This window comes from Sphingomonas canadensis, assembly GCF_026013525.1.
Lineage (GTDB): Bacteria > Pseudomonadota > Alphaproteobacteria > Sphingomonadales > Sphingomonadaceae > Sphingomonas > Sphingomonas canadensis.
Genome location: NZ_JAPDRA010000001.1, coordinates 557,722 through 579,207, shown reverse-complemented (window position 1 = coordinate 579,207; position 21,486 = coordinate 557,722). Strand labels below are relative to the sequence as shown.

Here is a 21,486-nt window from a genome sequence, read left to right as displayed (position 1 = left end):
ACGATCGCGTCCGATCTGATACACGGACGCAATGTCCGCTGAATTGATCAACCGGAAAAAGGCTCTCATCTTCCGGATTACCCACCGGGCCAATATTCCTTGGCTAGTAGCGAACGGCGTCCATTGCGCTACATCTCCCATGCAGGATCCGGCGTTCCAGCCTATCGGCAATGCTGAATTGATCGGGAAACGCCGGCACCGTGCGCTTCCACCCGCTTATGGAGGCGTCCTCAGCGACTATGTGCCTTTCTACTTCACGCCGTACTCGCCGATGATGTATAACATTCATACGGGCTATGGGGGGATAGAGAAGCAGCGCAATGAGGATATCGTGATCCTCGTCTCGTCGATCTCTCGCCTAGGCGAGCTCGGCCTTCCGTTTGTATTCTCCGATCGTCATGCCTATCTCCAGGCGGCTCAGTTCAGCGCCAATCCGGACGATTTGGGTTGGATCGACTGGGGAATGCTCGCGGCACGCAACTTCAAGCGCGACCCCAATGACCCGTCGAAGTTCGAGCGCTACGAGGCCGAGGCACTCGTCCGCACGCATGTACCGGTCAAAGCGTTGATCGGAATCGGCTGCTACAGCGATAAGGTCACCGCATCCGTCGCAGCCGAGTTGACGGCCGGCGGAACTGAAGTGAAAGCACGCACCCGCCCCGGATGGTATTTCTCATGATTCGTTACACCACAGGCAATCTGCTTGACGCGCCCGCTGATGCGCTGGTCAATACCGTGAACACGGTGGGTGTGATGGGCAAGGGCATCGCACTGATGTTCAAGGAGAAATATCCGGAGAATGCGAAGCTCTACGAGCGCGCTTGCGCGGACGACGCGCTGGAGCCCGGCTCGATCTTCGTCACCCAGAACAGCGACATGTTTGGTCCGCGCTGGATCGTGAACTTTTCGACCAAGAAGCATTGGCGCCACCCATCACGGATCGAATGGATCCGCTCCGGGCTCTCGGAGCTGCACCGGTTCATCACCACCAACCATATACGCTCGATCGCGATTCCGCCGCTCGGCGCGGGCAATGGCGGGCTCGAATGGGATCAGGTTAGGCCCGAGATCGAGCGCGCTTTTATCGATCTGTCGGATGTCGAGATCATCGTCTTCGAGCCAACGTCCAAATATCAGAATGTCGCCAAGCGCGCCGGGGTGGAGAAGCTCACCCCCGCGCGCGCATTGGTCGCGGAGATTGTGCGCCGCTATTGGGTGCTCGGCATCGAATGCACGCTTCTCGAGGTTCAGAAGCTCGCATGGTTCCTCGAATCCGCGACCAAGCGGCTTGCCGAGAAAGACCCGCTCGACCTGCACTTCGCCGCCAATCGCTACGGCCCCTACGCCGATGACCTGCGCCATCTTCTGAACTCACTTGATGGCAGCTATCTGGCCTGCGACAAGCGCATCAACGATGCAGGCCCATTCGACGTCATCCGTTTCAATGATGAGAAGAAAGACAAGCTGCAGGCCTACTTCACCACGGACGAAGCGAAGCCCTATCGGGCAGCGCTCGAGGCCACTGCGCAACTGATCGACGGGTTCGAGTCACCGCTCGGCATGGAATTGTTGGCGACGATCGACTGGTTGATCTCGGTCGAAGGAGTCGAGGCGACGCTGCCGGCAATCCGCCAAGGCATCAAGGCCTGGCCGGGCGGCCCGGATGCCGCGCGCCGTAAGGAAGCGATCTTCGACGACCGGCTGATCGAGCTGGCGCTCAAGCGTCTGGCGGACGGCGGCAGCCCGACCGCGCATTGAGCCGCTTACGGCCGACCGAGATTTTCACCGATCCGTCGCGTCCCCGAACGCCTCGGCTGGTGCGGAACAATCTCCCCCGCTCGCCTCAGCCCAGGCGGCGGTTCGGCATCGAATAGGAGACTACCGCCAGGAAGCCGTGAGTTTGGGCTTCTGGGAGATCTGACGCGCGATTCGGTCACCGAACCGCCCGTCCAGCGTCAGCGCGTAGTCGACCGACCGGAACCGCAATTGCCCCGTCATGTCCGCGAGCTTCTTGAAGATCGGACGAAACCCGTTTCCATGACCGGTATCGCATGCCGCGTTGATGGGCGCGCTACTACGGCGAGAACCGACCGGCAGCTCTTACAATTCCACGGCCTAGCGCGAACGCTGGATCGTGGCGACCACGCGGCGGATCAGCCAGCGCGGGGTGAAGCGTACCGATGCCGCCATCACCGCGTTGCGCAGGCCCGATACCTTCACCGCGCGATTGGCCCGGAGCGCCGCCAGCCCGTCGCGCACCACCTTGTCCGGGTCGCCCGCCAGCTTCTTCAGCGCGAAATCGGGGCTGGTGCCGGCGGCGTCGAAGAACTCCGTGGCGGTCGGCCCCGGGCACAGCGCCGAGACGCGCACGCCCTGGCGGCGCACCTCCTCGTGCAGCGCCTCCGACAGGCTGAGCACATAGGCCTTGGTGGCATAATAGACCGCCATGCCCGGCCCCGGCTGAAAGGCGGCGGTGGAGGCGACGTTGAGGATGGCGCCGCTGCGCATCTGGAGCATGCCGGGCAGCACCGCATGCGCCAGTTCGGTCAGCGCGCGGCAATTGACCTCGATCATCGCGGCGATCCGCGCGCGATCCTGGGTGGCGAAGGCGCCGCCCTGGCCAAATCCGGCGTTGTTGATCAACAGGTTCACCGCCAGCCCGCGCCGGCCGATCTCCGCCATCAGCGCGCCGGGGGCGCCGGGCTCGGCCAGATCGGCGGCGATCACGTCCACCTTCACGCCCGCGCCCTCGCGCAGCTCGGCCGCCAGCGCCTCAAGCCGCTCCGTCCGCCGCGCCGTCAGGATCAGGCCATATCCTTCCGCCGCCAGCCGCCGTGCGAACAGCGTTCCCAGCCCCGCCGAAGCGCCGGTTACCAGTGCGGTGCCCTTGTCCATCGCGATCTCCTCCCCCTGTCCGGCGTCAATCGGCGAAGCTGGGCGCGCGTTTCTGCATATTGGCCATCACCGCCTCGATCTGGTTGGGCGAGCGCAGCAGCGCGGCCTGCTCGCGGCTTTCCTCCAGCAGGATCGCGGCGGCGTCCGCCTCCGCGGCGGCGGCCGCCAGCCGCTTCACCGCGCGCACGGCATGCGGATTGCGCCCCGCGATCGCGCGGGCCAGCGCCATCGCCTCGGCATGCGGGTCCTCCGCCAGCCGCGTGACGAAGCCCAGTGCCACGCCCTCCTCCGCGGCAAACTCGCGCGCGGTATAGGCCAGCTCGCGCAACGCATCGTCGCGCACCGTGCCGCGCCACAGCGCGAAGCCGGCCATATCGGGCACGATGCCCCATTTGATCTCCATCACCGACATGCGCGTGCCGGGCGCCGCGATGCGGATATCGGCGCCGCTGGCGATCTGCAGCCCGCCGCCGAAGGCGATGCCATGCACCGCCGCGATCACCGGCACCGGCAGCATGCGCCAGCCCCAGGCGACCTGCTGGAAATCATTGGCCAGGCCATGGGTGCGCGTCATCAGGTCCCGGCCCGATCCGCCCGCCGCCATGCTCGCCATGTCGAGCCCCGCGCAAAAGGCGCGCCCCTCGCCCGACAGCACCACCGCGCGCAGCCCCGGCGTCGCCTCCAGCCGCGCGATCGCATCGATCAGCGCGGCGAACATCGCGGGATCGAGCGCATTGAGCTTGTCCGCCCTGACGAGCCGCACGTCGGCGACCCCATCCTCGATCGCGATCGTAACCCGTGTCTCGTCCACTGCTCTCTCCCTCTTGCCCCGGTGCGCGGGTGCGGGGCATTACTAGGACAAATCCGGGCACCGGAACACAGGAGAGGATCGATGAAGCTGCTTTTCGCCGGCGCGCTGCTCGCCGCCGCCATCGCGAGCCCAGCGCTGGCCCAGACCGATCCGGGCGACGTGCCGAACAAGCCCAAGCCCGCCAAGGCGGAGGCCCCCGCGGCAGGCCCCGAAGCCACCGTGTATGACAACGCTCTCGGACCCGGCTGGGAGAATTGGAGCTGGGCCGCGACCGAGCTGAGCGTGGACACCGGCACCGCGCGCAAGCCGATCCGCGTCGAGGCCAAGGGCTATCAGGGCCTGTATCTGCGCCACGCGCCGTTCAGCACCGCGCCCTATCGCGGCATATCGATGCTCATCCAGGTGGTGGGGGGCGAGGCCGAGGTGCGCGTTATCGCCATCGCCGACGGCAAGCCGATCCCCGATCCCGCCAAGCCCGCGCAGAACAACGAGCCCACGCCGCGGATGAAGCTGGTGGCGCTGAAGCCGGGCGGCTGGACCAAGGTGGTCGTGCCGCTCGATACGCTGGGCGCCAAGGACCGGACGATCGACGGCTTCTGGGTGCAGAACAACAGCGGTGCCGACGCACCCAAATTCTACGTCGCCGACGTCCAGCTTATGCCCTGATCGGGCGACAGCCGATAGCCGCGCCCCTTCTCGGTCTCGATCAGCGGGACCGGGAAGCCGCGATCGATCCGCGCGCGCAGCCGCGATACATGGACGGTGACGACGTTCGTGCCGGGATCGAAGCGCAGGCCCCACACCGCCTCCAGCAGTTCGTCCCGCCCCACGCAGCGGCCGGCGTTGCGGGCGAGGTAGAGCAGGAGCTGATATTCGCGCGGGAGCAGCGGCACCGCCCGGCCGCCGCGCGTCACGCGCCGCTCCACGGTATCGATCGCCAGGTCGCCGATCTGCAGCGGTGCGCCGGGCTCAGCCCCTGCGCGCAGCCGCGCGGCGATGCGGGCGGCGATCTCCTCCGCGCTCACCGGCCGGGCGACCGCATCGTCCGCCCCGGCATCGAGCGCGCGCGTGACGCATCCGCCGCGCGGCAGCACCAGCAGCAGCGGCCGGCGCCACCCGGTCGCGCGCACCTGAGTAAGGCGGGCACGAGGGTCATCGTCGCAGCCCATCACGGCGACACGGGCGCGGGGATGCGGGCGATCCGCCGTCATCGGCACCAGGCGCAGGCCACGCGCGCGCGCCGCTTCGGCAAGGCGGGGCATGACAAGCGCACAGGCGACGATTCCGGTCACGCGACCACGCTAACGTCTGCTTCCGGGGCAGCGGCGCAAGACCGCTCCGTTATGGATTCGATTGCGCCAAATCGGCGAGCATCGCCAACCGCCGTCGCGCATGCCCGGCCACATGTGCGCTGGGCGATCCCGCCGCGCGGGCGAGCAGATCGTGCGCCGCATCGCGCGAAGGCGCTGCCGACGCCAGCCCGGCCATCGCCGTCACCCGCATCCGATCGCACGGATGGCTGCGCATCAGGTGATCGGCCAGATCGATGCCGTTGCCGCCGAAATGCACCGCGATCGCCACCAGCGCCTCCGCCCCGGTACAGGTCAGCCCCTCGGCGATCGCGCCGCGCTCCACATCGAAGCGATATTGTTCGAGCCAGGGCTGGAGCGGATCGGCGCCCAGGATGTTGAGCGATACCGAAAAGCTGTCAGGCGGGTGCTGGACATGCACGTCACGGCGCATCCGGTAGAGCATCAGCCGCCCGGGCTCGAGCCGTGAACGCTCGACGAAGCGCAGCCCGGCCGGCTCGCCCGGCACCCCGGCCAGCGGCGCCGCGTCATATTCGTAATAGTCGCTCCAATAGCCGGGGCCGGCATAGCCATAGGTCAGGAACGGGAAATTATGGTCGTGCGGCATATCGTAGAAGAACGCCGCCGTGCCGCTGGCGCGCACCACCGGATCGGCGCGGGCGGGCCAGAAATTGGCGCGCAGCACATAGCGGCCGTTGGGCGGGCGCAGCAGGAACACCTGGGGGCCATAGGCATTGGCGCGCGACTGGCCCGAACAGCGCGTCTTCAGCTCCGCGATCGCGAGGTCCGCCAGGAAGGTGCGGTTGCGCCCAAGCCGGGCGAGCAGAGGCCCCTGCGCGGCGAAGTCATCCTCGTCGCGCACGTCCACCGGATCGGCGTCGAGCGCCTCGGCAAGCTCGTCGAGGCCGATGGCATCGCCCTCCCCCGGATCGATCAGCCGCGGCATTCCGCCTCCGCGATCCGGCGGCGCACGCGGGGCAGCGTGGTGGCGGCGGCGGCGCGGATCTCACCATTGGGGTCCTCCGCGGCCATCTCCTCCAGCCGGGGCAGCGCCGCGCGCGCATCGAGCGAGAGCCACTCGCGGATCGCCGCCCAGCGGAGCTGGAAAGCAGGATCGTGCGAGGCTTCAGCGAACTGCGCGCCCGCGTCGGCGCGCCCTTCGAGCCGCAGATAGGCGAGCAGCATCTCCGCGCGGGAGGGGCGATCGTCGGCGCTGGCGACGCGCGCGAGCATGCCGTCCGCCACGCGATGCTCGCGCATCAGCGGCGCCGCGCCGGATCGGATCGTGAACACCAGCGTGACGACATCGGCCGTGGCACCCGAGAGGAGCTGCGCATGCGTGCGGCCATCGACCCGCTGGACATCGCCATCGGCCAACGCGAGCGGGGCCAGCGAAACCGCGGGCCGCGCGGCTGCAGCGTGAAAGCCCGGCGTGATGGGATCGGTCCGCCAGCGGCGCAACACCGCTCCGCCCGCGCGCACATAGCGGGTGACGCTGACCATGCCGGGGAAAACGAAGGTAGCCGACGGCACCATGGCCGCCAGTTCGGCGGCATCGAGAACGCTGGCGGTCAGCACCGCCGCCGGGCTCTCGAACAGCACGGCGGCGGTGCGCATCCGGTCCCGGCTGATCCGGAAGGGCGGCTCGAAAAAGGGATCCGCCGTCAATGCCGCGACGAGCGGGGCGAGCAGCGCAGCGGCCCAGCCGCCATCCTCCAGCAGCCGCGCCGCCCGGTCTGCCGCGGGCTCGGCCGCGTCAGTGCGGCAGTCGGCGAACGCAGCTTCCAGCGCGCGATATTCGGCGGCCATCCGCCAGCGCTGTGCCGCGGCCTGGGCGGGCGCCCGCGCGCCGTGCATCGCCGCGCGCACGGCATCAGGCGGGGCCGCCGGCATGCCGGCCGGGTTAGCCCGTGATCTCGATGACGAGCGCGACGATGCCGACAACCAGATCGAACACCTCGTCCACCATCATCTCGCCCGCGCGCACCGCGCCGTGCATCGCCACCTGAGTCCCCAGCTCGGCGATCTCGCCCACGTCGATTTGAACCAGCCCCATGTCCATCCCCCTTTGCCCCGCGGGCGGCAAGGCGGCCCGCGACCGTGCAAAGGCTAGGGAGCGGGCGCGGCGGACCAAGTTAATTCCCTGTAACCGCACGCATCGATCCGCGGCGGCGAACAGCCGTTGCGGGAAGCCGCGGCAACCCCTAGTGCGCCGGACATGTCCGCAGTCACCGATCCGCCGCGTTCCTGGCCGTTCGATCCCACGCGCTTCTTCGCGGCAAGAGCAGCGGGCCATGGCGGCCTGCTCGGCATCGGCTATCGCGATCATGGGCCGGACTGGGCCGAGCTGGAACTTCCCTATGACCCGCGCCTGATCGGCGATGTGGAGCGCGGCGTACTCGCATCCGGCCCGATCCTGGCGCTGATGGACATGGCGACCAGCGTGGGCGTGTGGCTGCGCCTGAGCAGCTTCCATCCCCATGCCACGCTGGACCTGCGGATCGACTATCTGCGCCCGGCGACGGCGGGGCGCAGCGTGATCGGCCGCGGCGAATGCTATCGCATCACCCGTTCGATCGCGTTCGTGCGCGGCCAGGCGCACGATGGCGATCCCGCGGATCCGATCGCGCATGTCGCGGGCACCTTCATGGCGCCGGAGGGCTATCGATGAAGCTGCCCCCCTATGCCGAGGCGCTGGGCCTTTCGGTCGAGCCCGGGCCGGAAGCGCCGGTACTCGTCATGCCCTTCGGCAACGAGGTGCTGGGACGGCCGGGCTTCCTGCACGGCGGCGCGCTGGGCGGGCTGCTGGAGATGGCGGCGATCGGCGCGCTCAACCAGATGCTGGAGGGCGAGGGCGGCGAATGCCGCGTCAAGCCGGTGAACGTTACCGTCGACTATATGCGCGGCGGCCGCGACAAGACGACGCGCGCGCGCGGATCGGTGACGCGGCTGGGCAACCGCATCGCCAATGTGGAGGCGATCGCCTGGCAGGACGACGAGGCGCGGCCGATCGCGGCGGCGCGGATGAACTATCTGATCCTGCGCTGATCGCCGTGCGCGGGTTGCGGGCCGCGCAGGGCGGCGCCAGACTGGCATGATGGACGACGGCCGCACCCTCCATGCGCGCGCGCAACAGGCCCGCCGCGAGGGCCGAGCCGCCGATGCCCTGGCGCTGCAACAGGAAGCCGCGGACGCATTCGCATCCGCCGGGGATGCCGGGCGGCAGGCGCATGCCCGCAGACACCTGGCCGACCTGCTGGCCGATGGCGGCGATCCTGCGGCGGCGGCCCCGCTCTATGCCGAGGTGCTGGCGTTTTACGCCCTATCCGGCCCGGCGCTCGATGCGGCCAACGCCTACCGGGCAGGCGCCTGCAACGCCGAACGGATGGGCGACGCCGACGCCGCCCGCCGGCTGTGGGCGGAGGTTCGCGATCGCTATGCCGCGCTGGGCGTGAACCCGGGCGTGGCCGAGGCGGAGACGCGGCTGGCCGCGCTTACGCAGGGGTGAGCCGCAGCAGCCCGCCTTCGTCCTGGAGCAGCCAGATCGCGCCGTCCGGCCCCTCCTCCACCTCGCGGATGCGCGCCTTCATGTCCCATTGGTCGCCCTTGGCGGCATCGGCGCCGTTCACGTCGACGCGCAGCAGCGCCATGCTGGACAGGCCCCCGATGAACAGGTCGCCCTTCCACTGTGGCCACAGCTTGCCCGAATAGACCATCAGCCCGCCCGGCGAGATCGACGGGTTCCACCAGACCTTGGGCGCCTCGAACCCGTCGCCCGGGGCGTGATCGGGGATCGGCTTGCCGTCATAGTGATCGCCGTTCGAAACCTTGGGATAGCCATAGTTGCGGCCCGGCAGGATCAGGTTCACCTCGTCCCCGCCCTTCGGCCCCATCTCCTGCTCCCACAGGTTGCCGGCCGCATCGAAGGCGAGGCCGAGCAGGTTGCGGTGCCCATAGGACCAGACCGCCGGATGGAAGCCCTGCGCGGCCAGCGGATTGCCCGCCGCCGGGGTTCCATCGTCGTTCAGGCGCAGCACCTTGCCCAGCGTCGCCTTGGGATCCTGCGCCGGATCGAACTTCTGCCGCTCGCCGTTGGTGAAGAACAGGTGCCCGTCCGGCGAAAAGGCGATCCGGCCGGAGAAATGGCCGTCGCCCGCGACATAGGGCGTGGCGCGGAAGATCACCTCGAACCCGTCGAGCCGCGGCGCTGCGCCATCGACCAGCGTGGCGCGGGCGAGCGCGACGCCCTTCAGCCCGTCCGCCCCCTTCTCCGAGAAGCTGAGGTAGACACGCCGGTTCTGCGCGAAGCCGGGGTGGAGCACGACATCCATCAGCCCGCCCTGCCCGTCCGGCGAGACGGCGGGCGTGCCCGCCACCGCCGTCTGCGCCTTTCCGTCGGCCGAAACGAGCAACAGCCGGCCCTTCTTCTCGGTCACCAGCAACCGCCCGTCGGGCAGGAAGGTCATCGCCCAGGGCGAATCGAACCGCGCTACCTCCGCCACCGCGAACGGCTGGCCGGGGGCGGATTGCGGGGTGGACTTGCCCGCCGAGGCGCCCGTTCCGGGGCTGCATGCCGCCAGCAGGGCGGCGGCGCTCAACAGGCTGCGGATCGCAAGCGTCATCATCTTCGTCCCATGGTTTCGATGCGGCATCAAACGCACGGCACTGCCGCGCGTTCAACGCCCGGAAGCAGGCCTCAAGGCAGCAGCATCCCCGCCAGCGCGGCGCTGAGCAGATTGGCCAGGCTGCCCGCGATCAGCGCGCGGATGCCCAGCTTCGCGATCGTCGGCCGCTGGTTGGGCGCCAGGCTGCCCGTCGAGGCCATCTGGATCGCGATCGAGCTGAAATTGGCGAAGCCGCACAGCGCGAAGGTGACGATCGCCTTGGTGCGCGGCGCCAGCTCGGTCATGCCGCCCAGATCGATGAAGGCCACGAATTCGTTGAGCACCACCTTTGTGCCGAACAGCCCGCCCGCCGCGGTGGCATCGGCCCAGGGCACGCCCACCAGCCACATCACCGGGGCGAACAGCGCGCCGACGATCTTCTGGAAGCTGAGATCGCCCAGCCACGCCTGCGCCCAGGCCCCCGCATCCGGGCTGACCGCCGCTGCCAGCGAAGCGATGCCGCGCCCGGCCCCGCCGAGCAGTCCGTTGGCCAGCGCCACGAGCGAGACGAAGGCAAGCACCATCGCGCCCACCGCCACCGCGATCTTCACGCCCGTCAGCGCGCCGTTGGAGGCGGCCATGATCAGGTTGGCGGCGCGCTCTTCCTCCACGTCATGCTCGGCGGCGCGGATCGCCTCTTCCTCGGTATCGTCGCCCAGCGGCAGCTCGCCGTCGCCCGCGGGCTCGTCGGGCATCATCAGCTTGGCCATCAGCAGGCCGCCCGGCGCCGCCATGAACGACGCCGCCAGCAGGTGGGGCAGATAATCCGGCCCCAGCAGATTGGCATAGGCGGCCAGGATCGTGCCGGCCACGCCGGCCATGCCCACGCTCATCACCGCGAAGATCTGCGGCGCGGGCAGGCGGGCGAGATAGGGCCGGATCACCAGCGGCGATTCACTCTGGCCGACGAAGATGTTGGCGGCCGCGCACAGGCTCTCCACCTTGGTGACGCCGGTAAGCTTCTCGATCGCGCCGCCCACCCAGCGGATGATGAGCTGCATCAGCCCGATGTGATAGAGTACCGCCACCAGCGCGGCGAAGAATATGATCACCGGCAGCGCCGAGATGGCGAAGGCGGTGCCGAACTTCGGATCGGTGGCGAGCGGGCCGAAGATCAGCCCGGTGCCCGCGGCGGCATAGCCGAGCAGCGCGGATACGCCGTCCGACAGCGCCCGGATCGCCTGCTGGCCCCAGGGCGTGCGCAGCACCAGCACCGCCATCGCCACCTGCAACGCCAGCGCCGCGGAAACCACGCGGATGCGGATCGCCCGCCGGTTGCTGGAAAGCAGGAACGCGATCGCCAGGATCGCTGCGATGCCGATGATGCCGATCGGAAATTGCGCCAAAGACTTGCCCCCGGTCCCAGTCTGGATCGTCAAGCTTGGCGTGCCGCGCGGGGCAACGCAAGCCCGGCCCGCCGCAAGGGCTTTACGAGGGCGAGAATCGCGCTAGCCTCCCCGCGATGACCGACACGCCCCCGCCCGCGATCACACGATCGCTGTTCGCCCTTTCGATCTTCTATGGCGGCATGGTCTGCATCGCCGGGGTGCTCGGCAACAAACAGGTCGCACTGGGGCCGGTATCGGAGATCGGCAACTGGGCGGGCGTCGGGCCGCTGGCGGTGGAGGCGGGGATCTTCGCCTTCCTGCTGCTCGTCGCGGTGTCCAGCGCGGTGGCGGAGCTGCACGGGCGCGTGGCCGCCAGCCGGCTGGTGCAGATCGGCTTCGTACCGCTGATCGTTTCGATGCTGCTGTCGTGGCTGGTGTGGGCGCTGCCGCCCTCGCCCAAGATGATGCCGGAGTATCGCGACGCCATCCAGCTCATCCTGGGGACCACCTGGCGCATCTGGGGCGCGGGCATCGTCGCCTATGGCCTGTCGCAGACGCTGAACGTCACCATCTTCAGCGCGCTGAAAGGGCGCGAGGGGGCGAAGCTGCTGTGGCTGCGCGCGGGCGTGGCCGGCGTGCTGAGCCAGGTGGTGGACACGCTGATCTTCGTCACGCTCGCCTTCTATGGCGAATTCCCCATCGCCCCGCTGCTGGTGGGGCAGATGCTGTCGAAGGTGGTGCTTTCGCTGGTGCTGGTGCCGGTGCTGATCTACCTCTTCGTCGCGCTGGGCCGCCGCCTGGACGGCGCCCCTGCGGACTGAGGCGCCGCGAGGAAACCGCCCAAAGAATCGTTGGGTTCGCGGCAAGCTTGCCCTAAGGGCGCGCGCATGACCAACCATGCACCCGATCCGGCGACGCTCGCCAAGGCCGAGACGCTTACCGAGGCGCTGCCCTATATGCAGCGCTACGCCGGGGCGACCTTCGTCGTGAAATACGGCGGCCATGCGATGGGCGATCCGGAGCTGGCGCGCGATTTCGCCGAGGATGTGGTGCTGCTGAAAGCGGTGGGCATCAACCCGATCGTCGTTCACGGCGGCGGGCCGCAGATCGGCGCGATGCTGAAGCGGCTGGGCGTCGAATCCAAGTTCGTCGGCGGGCTGCGCGTCACCGACGCCGAAACCGCGCAGATCGCCGAGATGGTGCTGGCCGGATCGATCAACAAAGAGATCGTGGGCTGGATCGCCCAGGCCGGCGGCAAGGCGGTGGGCATCTCCGGCAAGGACGCCAACCTGGTCACCGCGCGCAAGGTGACGGGACGCGAGCCCGATCCCAATTCGGGGATCGAACGCCATGTCGACCTGGGCTTCGTAGGCGAGCCGGTGGGCGTGGACCCGACGCTGCTGTTCGATCTTTCGCGCCAGGGCTTCATCCCGGTGGTGGCGCCGGTGGCCAACGGCAGCGACGGCCACACCTATAACATCAACGCCGACACCATGGCCGGCGCGATAGCCGCGGCATGCGGCGCGGCGCGCTTCTTCCTACTCACCGACGTGGCGGGCGTGCTCGACAAGCAGGGCGGGCTTCTGACCGACCTGGACCCCAAGCGGATCGCCGAGCTGAAGGCGGACGGCACCATTTCCGGCGGCATGATCCCCAAGGTGGACACCTGCGTCAGCGCGGTGGCGCAGGGCGTGGACGCCGCCGTGATCCTGGACGGCCGCGTGCCGCACGTCACGCTGCTGGAGATCTTCACCCGCGGCGGCGCGGGCACGCTGGTCCACCGCTGACGCCGTCCGCCGACTCCCCGGCCACGCACGGCGGGCTTGTCCCCGCTGGCACTTGCCGGGGCGCGCTGCTATCGCAGCGCCACGGGTCCTGCGCGGAGAACAGGTTTTGGGCGTGCTACTTGAGATCATCCAGATACTTCTCAACGTGCTGTGGTGGATCATCGTCGGGCAGGCGATCCTTTCGTGGCTGCTCGCGTTCAACGTGATCAGCCTCTACAATGATACGGTGCGCGGCCTGTGGTTCGGCCTCGCGCGGCTGACCGAGCCGCTCTATGCTCCGATCCGCCGGATCATGCCCGATTTCGGGCCGCTCGATCTTTCGCCGCTGGTCGTGCTGATCCTGATCGCAATCCTGGGCAATGTGATCATCCCCGCGATCGGCCAGCAGCTCGCGATTTGAGCGCCTGGCGCGCCGTTCCGGGCGGGCTGATGCTGGCGGTGCGCGTGACGCCGCGCGCATCGCGCGACGCGCTGGGGCCGGGCACGGAGGAACATCTCGCCGCCCGCCTGGCCGCGCCGCCGGTGGAGGGCGCCGCCAACGCCGCTCTGGTCGCGCTGGTGGCCAAGACGTTCGGCGTGCCCAAGCGCGACATATCGATCGAGGGCGGCGAAACCTCGCGCCTTAAGCGCCTGTTGATCGCGGGCGATCCGGATTTGCTGGCACAGCGCGCCGCCAGCCTCTATGGCGCCGCCCCATGAGCGCAGCACTGATCGACGGAAAAAGCTTTGCGGCCGGCCTGCGTGCGCGGGTCGCCGCCCTGGTTCAACCCTTCCACGCGCAGACCGGCCGCACGCCGGGGCTGGCGGTGGTTCTGGTGGGCGAGGATCCGGCGTCGGCCGTCTATGTCCGCGCCAAGGGCAAGGCGACGCGCGAAGCCGGCATGGAGAGCATCGAGCACAAGCTGCCCGATACCACCAGTCAGGAGGAGCTGCTGGCGCTGGTGGACAAGCTCAACGCCGATCCCACCGTGGACGGCATCCTGGTCCAGCTTCCGCTGCCGGGGCACCTGGACGCCGAAGAGGTGCTGCTGCGCATCGATCCGGGCAAGGACGTGGACGGTTTCCACCCGGTCAACGCCGGACGGCTGGCCACCGGGCTGCCGGGCTTCGTGCCCTGTACGCCGCTCGGCTGCCTGATGCTGCTCGAGGATCTGCACGGCGATCTTTCGGGGATGGACGCGGTGGTGGTTGGCCGCTCGAACATCGTCGGCAAGCCGATGGCCGCGCTGCTGACCGCCAAGAGCTGCACCGTCACCGTCGCCCATTCGCGCACCCGCAACCTGCCGCACTATCTGAAGCACGCCGATATCGTCGTCGCCGCGGTGGGCCGCGCCAACTTCGTCAAGGGCGACTGGATCAAGCCGGGCGCGACCGTGATCGACGTGGGGATCAACCGCGTCGACGGGCGGCTCGTGGGCGACGTCGATTTCGACAGCGCGGCTTCGGTTGCCGGCGCGATCACGCCTGTGCCCGGCGGCGTGGGGCCGATGACCATCGCCTGCCTGCTGCGCAACACGCTGGTCGCCGCCTATCGCCACGAGGAAGTGCCGCTGGACGAAGGCATCATCTGAGGCGCCTTTCCGGCGCGCCGCGGCGGTGCCGGACGCACGGAATATGCAATTCCGGCGATATCCCGGCACCCTCTCGCCCGGCGCCCCGTTTCGCGCCATAACGGCGCCGACACGGCCAGGAGAGAGAGGATGTCCGCCGCCCTGATGATGCTGCTCGCCGCCCACGCGGCCGGCCCCGAAACCGCGGTGGACGCGGAGCGCGCCTTCTATCGCGCCGCCCAGACCGACGGGCAATGGACCGCCTTCCGCCGCTTCGCCACCGACGACGCGGTGATGTTCACCCCGCAGCCGGTGCGCGCGCAGGAGGTGCTGCCCAAGAAGGATCCTCCGATCGCGGTGCAATGGTGGCCGGCGCACAGCTATGTCTCGTGCGACGGAACGGTGGCAGTGAACACCGGCCCCTGGGTCCGCCCCAACGGATCGGGCTATTTCAGCACCGTCTGGGAACGCCAGGCCGACGGGCATTGGAAATGGGTGATGGACCATGGCGACGGCCTGTCCGCCCCGCGTCCGCTGCCCGAGGAGCCCAAGGTGCGGCGCGCGGCGTGCAAGTTTCCGCGCGGCAAGGTAGTCGGCGTGACCTTCGGCGAGGAGCCCGGCGAACATGGCCAGGGCATTTCGGACGACGGCACGCTGGCCTGGATCTGGCGCGTCCGGCCCGACGGATCGCGCACCTTCACCGCCCGGCTGTGGAACGGCCGCAAGTTCGAGACGGTGGTTCGCGACGAGGTGGCGGCGCCCGCGGCCTCCTGATCGCGCGCCTTGCGCACGCACAGGAAGCGGTGTGGCGTTCCGGACCGGAAACCGCTAGCGCAGTCGGCGGCGCGGACAGCCGCCCGCCGGTGCTTCGCTGGCGGCTCCGCGCCGGCGGCAGCCGGACCTTCGCCGCCCCGCTTTGCAACGGCCGGCGTCGCGACCAGGTGAGCCTGGGCGCCCATGGCCCGGAGTGTACATGATCGAGCTGTTCGTTTCCGCCTTCGTCACCTTCTTCGTGGTGATCGACCCCCCCGGCTGCGCGCCGATCTTCGCCGGACTGACCAGCGGCGCGGGGGCGGCGCAGCGGCGGATGATGGCGGTGCGCGCGATCTTCGTCGCCGCGCTGATCCTGTTCGTCTTCGCGCTGTTCGGCGAGGCGCTGTTGAAGGCGCTGGGCATCAGCCTGGAGAGCTTCCGCATCGCGGGCGGCGTGATGCTGTTCCTGATCGCGCTGGAGATGGTGTTCGAGAAGCGCACCGAGCGCCGCGAGGACCGCGCCGAGAAGATCCGCCAGACGCCGGAGGTAGAGGATATCTCGGTCTTCCCCATGGCGCTGCCGATGATCGCCGGGCCAGGCTCGATCGCCAGTGTGATGCTGCTGATGTCGCAGAACGAAGGGCCGGGGCGATCGGTGATCGTGCTGGCGGCGATGGCGTCTGTACTTCTGCTGACGCTCGTGTCGCTGCTGGCGGCGGGGCCGATCATGCGCGTGCTGGGCGCCAAGATCGAGGCGGTGATATCCCGCCTGCTGGGCGTGCTACTGGCGGCACTGGCCACCCAGTTCGTGATCGACGGTATCCGGATCAGCCTGGTCGCCGGGGCGAAGGCGGCCGGACACTGACCCGCTTTTCGGGCAGGTCGTAGCGGATCTTCCACAGGCGGAAGGGCGAACCCTCCGGCAGCGTCACCGGCTCCAGCCAATAGGGCGCCCGGCCCTGGTGGAGCATCGCGTAGAAGCCGTTCGGATTGCGCGAGCGATAGACGGTGGTCTCCGCCAGATCGGGGCAGATCAGCACATATTCCGCCTTGTGCCGCGCCGCGATCGCGCGGAAGCCCGCGGCCGGCCCGGTGAAGGCGCGATGCACGTCCAGGATCGCGCGCTCGTTGCGGTGATAGGGTCCGGCGATGCCGTAATGATGCGTCAGCACGATCAGCCGCGGCCCCATGTCGACATGGGTGAACATGATCGCCGGCGGTATCCCGCGCAGCGTGCGCATGCTGGTGACGCGCGCGCAGGCGGCGTTGGCCTGGCCCACCCGCGCGCTAGATCCGCTCTGCGGCTTGTCCGCGGGGAACAGCTTGATCGCATAGCCCGCGAACAGCCCGGAGATGAGCAGGAACGCCACCACCGGACCCAGCACGCGCAGCAGCATCGACTTCTGCCGCAGGAACCAGGGCACCACGACACAGGCCAGCGCCGTCGCGCCCGGCACCGCCAGCAACTGCGCGGCCGGGGCAGCGCGCACCTGCCACAACAGCATCAGCCCGGCGAAGGCGGTGAACAGCGCCACCGCCACCCAGCCGGTGAACGCCGCCCCGCGCCGCGCGCGCCAGGTGGCCACCAGCGCGCCGATCAGCCCGATCACCGGCAGCACCACGATCGGCAGCGCCGTATCGAACGGATGGCGATACACCGGCCGCGCCTCGCGCACATTGTTGAGCCAGGTCTGCGCCAGTTCCTCCGAAACGCCCTCCGGCCGGCCCAGGCATTGCGGAAACATCCCCGCGAACCCGCCCGCCAGCGCCGTGCCCGCCCCCGCCGCCAGCGCCAGCCGCAGCCAGCGGCGCTCCGGATTGACCAGCGCCAGCACGAACAGGATTCCGCCCGCCGCCGTCATGGTGGAGAGCCACACCGGGGTCAGCGCGTCGCAGCGCATCGCCTGGTTCGCGTTGGAGGCGAACAGCGCGAAGCCGAGCGCGGTGCCGCCCGAAAGCGTGAGGCCATAGACCATCAGCCGCCGCGCCTCCGCCGCTTCCCAGACCCAGCGCAGGCCCACGATGGCGCCGGCCATCGCGCAATAGGGCAGCATCTCCATCCCGATCGTCAGCGAAACGGCGCTCGAAACGCCCACCGTCGCCCCGCCGCGCGCGCGCCGCGGATCGGCCAGCCCGGCCACGGTGAAGGTAAGGCAGGCGAGCTGCCACCCGTGGTGATCGATGCGCATCGGCATGTACATCATCACCGTGGAGGTGCAGGCGGTGAGCAGGATCGCGAGCCCCACCGGCCATACCGCGGGCGCCACCAGCCGCCGCACCGTGGCCGACATCGCGATCATCGTCAGCGACAGCGGCAGCAGCGGCGCGATGCCGCACGCCCAGCGCTCCGCCATCGCCGTCCCGATGAACGGCTTGAGCAGCAGGATCAGCCCCGCGATCGGCAGATCCACCAGCCGCGACCAGTGGATATCGAGCCCGCCCAGCGCCGGATCGAGCCGGTATTGCCGCAGATCGTACCAGCCCTGACCCGCCAGCAGCGCGCGGACCTGCATCAGCCGCATATTGTCGTCGGTGTCGCCCAGCGACAGCCAATAGATGTTGGGCCAGCGATCCCATATCAGCCAGGCGGCCACCAGCACCCAGACGAACAGCGTCCAGACGAGCCAGTGGTGCTCGAGTTCATGCTTCGGGCGGAAACCGCCGGATGGCCAGAGCTTCAAATTCGCTTCCCTCGCGTGCACTGCCGCATTAGTGCGACCGCTCGCGCAAGGGCAAGGCAGGGTGGCGTTTTTGATCGAGCGGATCCAGGCGATGCGGGCGAGCGGCATGCTCGACCAGCTTGTCCGCTTCGGGATCGCGGGCGGCATCTCCACCGTCATCTATTCGGCGGTGTACCTGCCGCTCGCCTATTATGTGTTCCAGGGGCCTCAGGCTGTATGGGCGGTGCCGCCGGCCTTCCTGGTCGCGGTCGCCTGCGGATTTCCGCTGCACAGCAAGTGGAGCTTCAAGGGCCATGGCACGCGCGACAACAGCGGGCGGCAGCATCTGAAGTTCGTCGTCGTCCAGGCGTTCGGCATGCTGCTGACCGCCACCTTCACCTGGATCCTCACCAAGTGGCTCCACATGCCCGAATGGGTGCCGCTGATCCCGGCGATCTTCGTGACGCCGCTTGCCACGTTCGGGCTGAACCGCATGTGGGTATTCGGCTAGAAAAGGCCAAGGAAAACAGATGGATCGCATCGTTTACGACCGCATGGCCGAGCATGATTCGAGCCACTGGTGGTATGTCGCCCGCCGCGACATCCTGGCCGACTACATCGCCCGCTATGCCGCGCTGCCCAAGGACGCGCGCATCCTGGAGATCGGCTGTGGCACCGGCCACAACCTGCCGATGCTGGGCCATTTCGGCACCGTGGACGCGATCGAGATCGATCCCGCCGCGCGCGAGATCGCGTCGAAGCGGCTGGGCAAGCCGGTCGGCTCCGCCCCGCTGCCGGGGCTAGAGGGGGTGGCGCCGGGCAGTTACGACCTGGTCGCGGTGCTCGACGTGGTGGAACATGTCGACGCCGATGTTGACGCCCTGCGCGCGATGGCGCGCGTGCTGAAACCGGGCGGCAAGATCCTGATCACCGTGCCCGCGCACCAATGGATGTGGAGCGCGCACGACGTGGTGAACCACCACAAGCGCCGCTATTCGAAGCGCACGCTGACGGCGGCGATGGCGGCGGCGGGCCTGGAATGGCGCAAGCTGGGCTATTTCAACTCGCTGCTGTTCCCCGCCGCCGTCGCCGCGCGGCTGGCCGGCAAGCTGACCGGCAAGGACGACAGCGACGATTCGCCCCCGCCCAAGCCGCTCAACACCGCGTTCGAGGCGATCTTCGGGCTGGAGCGCCACCTGATCGGCCGCCTGCCGCTGCCGCCGGGGCTTTCGATCATCACGCTGGCCTCCCCCAAGCGCTGAGAGGCCCAAGGGGCGGGCCGTCAAATACTGTCGCGGACCGCGCAGGCCGCCTCGTAATCCTCGTCGTCGACCATCACGCGGGTGGGGATGAAGAAGCCCAGGCTGCCTTCCAGCACGCTGGTGCCCGCGTCGAAGGCGAAGGCCATGATCCCTTCCGCCTCCAGCCGCCCGACCAGCATATGCGCCTCCGGCGGGGGGAAGCGGCCCAGCTCGACCAGCGCCATCAGGCCGGCGCCACGCTGGGGTTGCGCACGGGCAGGCCGTCGATGCTCTTCGTCCGGACGGCATATTTGCCGAAACGTTCGGCGTCGCTCGACTTCGCGTGATATTTGACCAGCGTCTCACGCTCGCGGTCGAAGGCCATGTGCGGCACGCCCCATCCGCACGAGGTCTGCAGGCTTTCCACGCGCATCCGGAAGATCTGGCGCGTGCCCGGCAGCAGATCGAAATGCCGGGCCATGCCGCCCCAGTCCGCGTCCTGCGGCAGCACCGGCTCCGCCCGGCCATAGAGCCGCAGGATCAGCGCGGGATTTTCGAAGGCGCAGAACATCACCGTGATCCGCCCGTCGGCGATCAGATGCGCGTTGGTCTCGTTCCCCGATCCGGCGAGATCGAGCCAGGCGACGGTGTTCGCATCGATCACGCGAAAGGCGTCGAGCCCCTTGGGGCTGAGGTTGATGCGCGAATCGGCGGTGGCGGTGGCGACGAAGAACATCGGCTGGCGGGCGATGAAGGCGGCATGTTCCGCACCGATCGAATCGAAGAATTCGGCCATGATCCGCTCCCGTTGACGCGCATAGACCATGCGCATAACCTGTGCGCATGAAGCATGATTCCGTCTCGTCGGGCAAGCGCAAGGCGGTGAACCTGTCGCTCGACACCGGCGTGGTCGCCGCGGCGCGTGCGGCCGGGCTGAACCTGTCGCAGATATGCGAGGCCGCGCTGCGCGACGCCAGCAGGAAAGAGCGCGAGCGGGCGTGGCGCGAAGAGAATCGGGAGTGGGCGGAATCCGTCAACAAATGGGTTGCGGAAAACGGACTCCCACTGGCGGAATATCGCCGGTTCTGATGGCGCAATTCGATGTCGTCAGGCTCGCCAGCGGCGCAATGGTGGTGGATTGTCAGGCGGACTGTTTTGCCGATCTCGGCACACGGCTGGTCGCGCCCTTGCTGCCTGTCGACAGAGCGCCACCAAGGCGGCCAAGACTCAACCCGGTTTTCGCTCTGGACACCGGGGATTTCGTGATGGTCACGCAGTTCGCGACGACCGTGCCCCTATCGGAGTTCGCGGATCCTATAGCATCGCTGGAGGCTGAGTATCTGACCGTAATCAGCGCCCTGGACATGCTGATAACCGGCGTCTGACACTCCGGATCTGCACGGCTGCGTCCAACCGGTTGACGGCGCCCGCGCACCGCGCCAGCTTCCCGTACGCGGGGGGAACAAATATCATGACAGAATTGGGCGAATCGGTACCCGAATACGCGGAGGAATGGGAAGACGAGGAGGATGAGGAAACACGCTGGCCCTGGTGGCGGGCGCTGATCGGGATCCTAATCACCACGTTCCTGATGATCGTGATAGTAGCCAATACCGACATCAGCGGCCGAAATTTGCCCACAAACCGCACCGATATGCTTGGGTTCGTTGCTGGCTATGCTGGCGGGCTGGCACTATTCTGGTACCTAATCCTGTATTTCACTGCACTTCGCCGGGTGGTGATCCCGTGGAAGGTCGCGAGCGCACTGATAGTCCTCGCGCTGACGGTACTGCTCACCTTCGGCAGGATCGGCGTCGCGCTGAAGAAGGCGCAGGGGGATATGTTCGCGGCATCGCAAGCGATGCGCGACGCGCTGGACGGGAATGAGGTCGCCGCGGCACCGGCAGGTGATCGCTCGCTGAACGGCCTTATCCGGGACTTCGTGCATGGGCAGCAGCGGGATGTCCTGGCCTATGCGGCGGAGGTCGATGCTGCCGGCTTCGAAGCGCTGGCGAACGCGGCGACGCTCAAAGCCAATCCGTCGGTGCTGAAGGACTGCGGCAAACTGAACGCCCTTTCGACGTCGGTCGACACATATCGCGATCGCTGGAGGGCCCGTGTCGCAACGCTACGCTCGGGAATGGAGGCGATCGATGTGCCCCAGTCCTATCGCGACGGTCTGCTGGAGGGATTCGATGGCCCGGCTGCCCGGAATAGGGCGGGCATAGAGCGGGCATATGAGATCGAGAAGCTGATGGTCGCGGAGATGATCAAGCGCTGCCGCGTGCTGGCGCGCGGGCGATGGCGGCCGCAGGGCGCGAATTTCCAGTTCACCAACGCGCGGGACATGACCGAGTTCAACGCCGCGCACAGCGAGCTCATGCGGCTGGTTGCGGAGCAGGAGAGCCTTCAGCGCAACAGCGCAGCGGCGACGCGCAAGGCGCTGGACGATGTGGAGCGACACCGCAAGCCATAACGCCGCACGGG

General features: G+C 68.5%; 29 protein-coding genes. 18 read left to right on the top strand and 11 right to left on the bottom strand.

Going from position 1 to position 21,486, the window contains the following annotated elements; translation table 11 throughout:
* Positions 1-31 precede the first annotated feature (31 nt).
* Both darT and darG read left to right on the top strand, forming a co-directional pair.
* Positions 32-679 (top strand): type II toxin-antitoxin system toxin DNA ADP-ribosyl transferase DarT, encoded by a 648-nt coding sequence (darT, locus tag OM513_RS02860; RefSeq protein ID WP_264942626.1) that lies wholly within the window; start codon positions 32-34, stop codon positions 677-679.
* Complete coding sequence (gene darG / locus OM513_RS02855; RefSeq protein ID WP_264942625.1) at positions 664-1,758, top strand: type II toxin-antitoxin system antitoxin DNA ADP-ribosyl glycohydrolase DarG; 1,095 nt, start codon at positions 664-666, stop codon at positions 1,756-1,758. Before darT ends, darG begins: the two co-directional genes overlap by 16 nt.
* A 357-nt stretch (positions 1,759-2,115) precedes the next feature.
* Here darG and OM513_RS02850 read toward each other — a convergent pair whose 3' ends face one another.
* Both OM513_RS02850 and OM513_RS02845 read right to left on the bottom strand, forming a co-directional pair.
* Complete coding sequence (locus OM513_RS02850; RefSeq protein WP_264942624.1) at positions 2,116-2,895, bottom strand: SDR family NAD(P)-dependent oxidoreductase; 780 nt, start codon at positions 2,893-2,895, stop codon at positions 2,116-2,118.
* A gap of 25 nt (positions 2,896-2,920) precedes the next feature.
* Entirely contained in the window at positions 2,921-3,706 is a 786-nt protein-coding gene (locus OM513_RS02845; protein WP_264942623.1) for a crotonase/enoyl-CoA hydratase family protein, read from the bottom strand.
* A gap of 81 nt (positions 3,707-3,787) precedes the next feature.
* Here OM513_RS02845 and OM513_RS02840 point away from each other — a divergent pair, with 81 nt between their 5' ends.
* The gene (locus tag OM513_RS02840) at positions 3,788-4,372 is read left to right on the top strand and encodes a hypothetical protein (RefSeq protein ID WP_264942622.1); all 585 of its coding nucleotides are present in this window, start codon (positions 3,788-3,790) and stop codon (positions 4,370-4,372) included.
* Here OM513_RS02840 and OM513_RS02835 read toward each other — a convergent pair.
* The 4 genes from OM513_RS02835 to OM513_RS02820 are packed head-to-tail and all read right to left on the bottom strand — an operon-like array spanning position 4,342 to position 7,072.
* A complete protein-coding gene (locus tag OM513_RS02835; RefSeq protein WP_264942621.1) occupies positions 4,342-4,998 on the bottom strand; it encodes a winged helix-turn-helix domain-containing protein in 657 nt (218 codons plus the stop codon). The two genes, OM513_RS02840 and OM513_RS02835, sit on opposite strands and share 31 nt — an antisense overlap.
* A gap of 49 nt (positions 4,999-5,047) precedes the next feature.
* Positions 5,048-5,962, bottom strand: coding sequence for a transposase (locus OM513_RS02830; protein WP_264942620.1), 915 nt, complete (start codon positions 5,960-5,962; stop codon positions 5,048-5,050).
* Complete coding sequence (locus OM513_RS02825) at positions 5,950-6,873, bottom strand: hypothetical protein (RefSeq protein ID WP_264942619.1); 924 nt, start codon at positions 6,871-6,873, stop codon at positions 5,950-5,952. The genes OM513_RS02830 and OM513_RS02825 overlap by 13 nt, the downstream gene beginning before the upstream one ends.
* Before the next feature lie 46 nt (positions 6,874-6,919).
* Positions 6,920-7,072, bottom strand: a complete 153-nt coding sequence (locus OM513_RS02820; protein WP_264942618.1) for a hypothetical protein — start codon at positions 7,070-7,072, stop codon at positions 6,920-6,922.
* A gap of 162 nt (positions 7,073-7,234) precedes the next feature.
* On the opposite strand from OM513_RS02820, the gene OM513_RS02815 reads away from it, so the two are divergent.
* From OM513_RS02815 to OM513_RS02805, 3 genes are read left to right on the top strand one after another with little or no spacing between them, the layout of a single operon-like run.
* On the top strand, positions 7,235-7,687 hold the full coding sequence (locus OM513_RS02815; RefSeq protein WP_264942617.1) for a PaaI family thioesterase: 453 nt from the start codon (positions 7,235-7,237) through the stop codon (positions 7,685-7,687).
* Positions 7,684-8,064 carry a PaaI family thioesterase gene (locus tag OM513_RS02810; protein WP_264942616.1) on the top strand — a complete coding sequence of 127 codons (381 nt, stop codon included), beginning with the start codon at positions 7,684-7,686 and terminating at the stop codon, positions 8,062-8,064. Before OM513_RS02815 ends, OM513_RS02810 begins: the two co-directional genes overlap by 4 nt.
* Positions 8,065-8,113: 49 nt before the next feature.
* Positions 8,114-8,524: a hypothetical protein gene (locus OM513_RS02805; protein WP_264942615.1), complete on the top strand. Its 411-nt coding sequence runs from the start codon at positions 8,114-8,116 to the stop codon at positions 8,522-8,524.
* Here OM513_RS02805 and OM513_RS02800 read toward each other — a convergent pair.
* Positions 8,511-9,641, bottom strand: a complete 1,131-nt coding sequence (locus OM513_RS02800; RefSeq protein WP_380916237.1) for a PQQ-dependent sugar dehydrogenase — start codon at positions 9,639-9,641, stop codon at positions 8,511-8,513. The genes OM513_RS02805 and OM513_RS02800 overlap by 14 nt on opposite strands.
* A gap of 71 nt (positions 9,642-9,712) precedes the next feature.
* Positions 9,713-11,026, bottom strand: a complete 1,314-nt coding sequence (locus tag OM513_RS02795; RefSeq protein WP_264942613.1) for a NupC/NupG family nucleoside CNT transporter — start codon at positions 11,024-11,026, stop codon at positions 9,713-9,715.
* A gap of 116 nt (positions 11,027-11,142) precedes the next feature.
* Here OM513_RS02795 and OM513_RS02790 point away from each other — a divergent pair, with 116 nt between their 5' ends.
* From OM513_RS02790 to OM513_RS02760, 7 genes are all read left to right on the top strand, one after another.
* Entirely contained in the window at positions 11,143-11,829 is a 687-nt protein-coding gene (locus OM513_RS02790; protein WP_264942612.1) for a queuosine precursor transporter, read from the top strand.
* Between the two features lie 66 nt (positions 11,830-11,895).
* Entirely contained in the window at positions 11,896-12,795 is a 900-nt protein-coding gene (argB, locus tag OM513_RS02785) for an acetylglutamate kinase (RefSeq protein ID WP_264942611.1), read from the top strand.
* Between the two features lie 106 nt (positions 12,796-12,901).
* Positions 12,902-13,195: a YggT family protein gene (locus OM513_RS02780; protein ID WP_264942610.1), complete on the top strand. Its 294-nt coding sequence runs from the start codon at positions 12,902-12,904 to the stop codon at positions 13,193-13,195.
* Positions 13,192-13,494, top strand: coding sequence for a DUF167 domain-containing protein (locus OM513_RS02775; protein ID WP_380916238.1), 303 nt, complete (start codon positions 13,192-13,194; stop codon positions 13,492-13,494). The genes OM513_RS02780 and OM513_RS02775 overlap by 4 nt, the downstream gene beginning before the upstream one ends.
* Positions 13,491-14,366 carry a bifunctional methylenetetrahydrofolate dehydrogenase/methenyltetrahydrofolate cyclohydrolase FolD gene (folD, locus tag OM513_RS02770; RefSeq protein ID WP_264942609.1) on the top strand — a complete coding sequence of 292 codons (876 nt, stop codon included), beginning with the start codon at positions 13,491-13,493 and terminating at the stop codon, positions 14,364-14,366. Before OM513_RS02775 ends, folD begins: the two co-directional genes overlap by 4 nt.
* 129 nt (positions 14,367-14,495) lie before the next feature.
* Positions 14,496-15,119, top strand: coding sequence for a Cif family virulence factor (locus OM513_RS02765; RefSeq protein WP_264942608.1), 624 nt, complete (start codon positions 14,496-14,498; stop codon positions 15,117-15,119).
* A gap of 199 nt (positions 15,120-15,318) precedes the next feature.
* Complete coding sequence (locus OM513_RS02760; protein WP_264942607.1) at positions 15,319-15,963, top strand: MarC family protein; 645 nt, start codon at positions 15,319-15,321, stop codon at positions 15,961-15,963.
* Here the strand turns inward: OM513_RS02760 and OM513_RS02755 are convergent.
* Positions 15,926-17,779 (bottom strand): AcrB/AcrD/AcrF family protein, encoded by a 1,854-nt coding sequence (locus OM513_RS02755; protein WP_264942606.1) that lies wholly within the window; start codon positions 17,777-17,779, stop codon positions 15,926-15,928. The genes OM513_RS02760 and OM513_RS02755 overlap by 38 nt on opposite strands.
* Before the next feature lie 61 nt (positions 17,780-17,840).
* Between OM513_RS02755 and OM513_RS02750 the strand changes: the two genes are divergently transcribed.
* Positions 17,841-18,269 (top strand): GtrA family protein, encoded by a 429-nt coding sequence (locus tag OM513_RS02750; RefSeq protein ID WP_380916239.1) that lies wholly within the window; start codon positions 17,841-17,843, stop codon positions 18,267-18,269.
* A 19-nt stretch (positions 18,270-18,288) separates the two neighbouring features.
* A complete protein-coding gene (locus OM513_RS02745) occupies positions 18,289-19,020 on the top strand; it encodes a class I SAM-dependent methyltransferase (RefSeq protein ID WP_264942605.1) in 732 nt (243 codons plus the stop codon).
* A 20-nt stretch (positions 19,021-19,040) separates the two neighbouring features.
* On the opposite strand, the gene OM513_RS02740 is transcribed toward OM513_RS02745, so the two are convergent.
* Positions 19,041-19,244, bottom strand: a complete 204-nt coding sequence (locus OM513_RS02740; protein ID WP_264942604.1) for a putative signal transducing protein — start codon at positions 19,242-19,244, stop codon at positions 19,041-19,043.
* Entirely contained in the window at positions 19,244-19,795 is a 552-nt protein-coding gene (locus OM513_RS02735) for a pyridoxamine 5'-phosphate oxidase family protein (RefSeq protein WP_264942603.1), read from the bottom strand. The genes OM513_RS02740 and OM513_RS02735 overlap by 1 nt, the downstream gene beginning before the upstream one ends.
* A gap of 47 nt (positions 19,796-19,842) precedes the next feature.
* On the opposite strand from OM513_RS02735, the gene OM513_RS02730 reads away from it, so the two are divergent.
* From OM513_RS02730 to OM513_RS02720, 3 genes are all read left to right on the top strand, one after another.
* Complete coding sequence (locus tag OM513_RS02730) at positions 19,843-20,088, top strand: type II toxin-antitoxin system CcdA family antitoxin (RefSeq protein WP_264942602.1); 246 nt, start codon at positions 19,843-19,845, stop codon at positions 20,086-20,088.
* On the top strand, positions 20,088-20,384 hold the full coding sequence (locus OM513_RS02725) for a CcdB family protein (protein WP_264942601.1): 297 nt from the start codon (positions 20,088-20,090) through the stop codon (positions 20,382-20,384). Before OM513_RS02730 ends, OM513_RS02725 begins: the two co-directional genes overlap by 1 nt.
* Positions 20,385-20,470: 86 nt before the next feature.
* On the top strand, positions 20,471-21,475 hold the full coding sequence (locus OM513_RS02720; protein WP_264942600.1) for a hypothetical protein: 1,005 nt from the start codon (positions 20,471-20,473) through the stop codon (positions 21,473-21,475).
* Positions 21,476-21,486 lie beyond the last annotated feature (11 nt).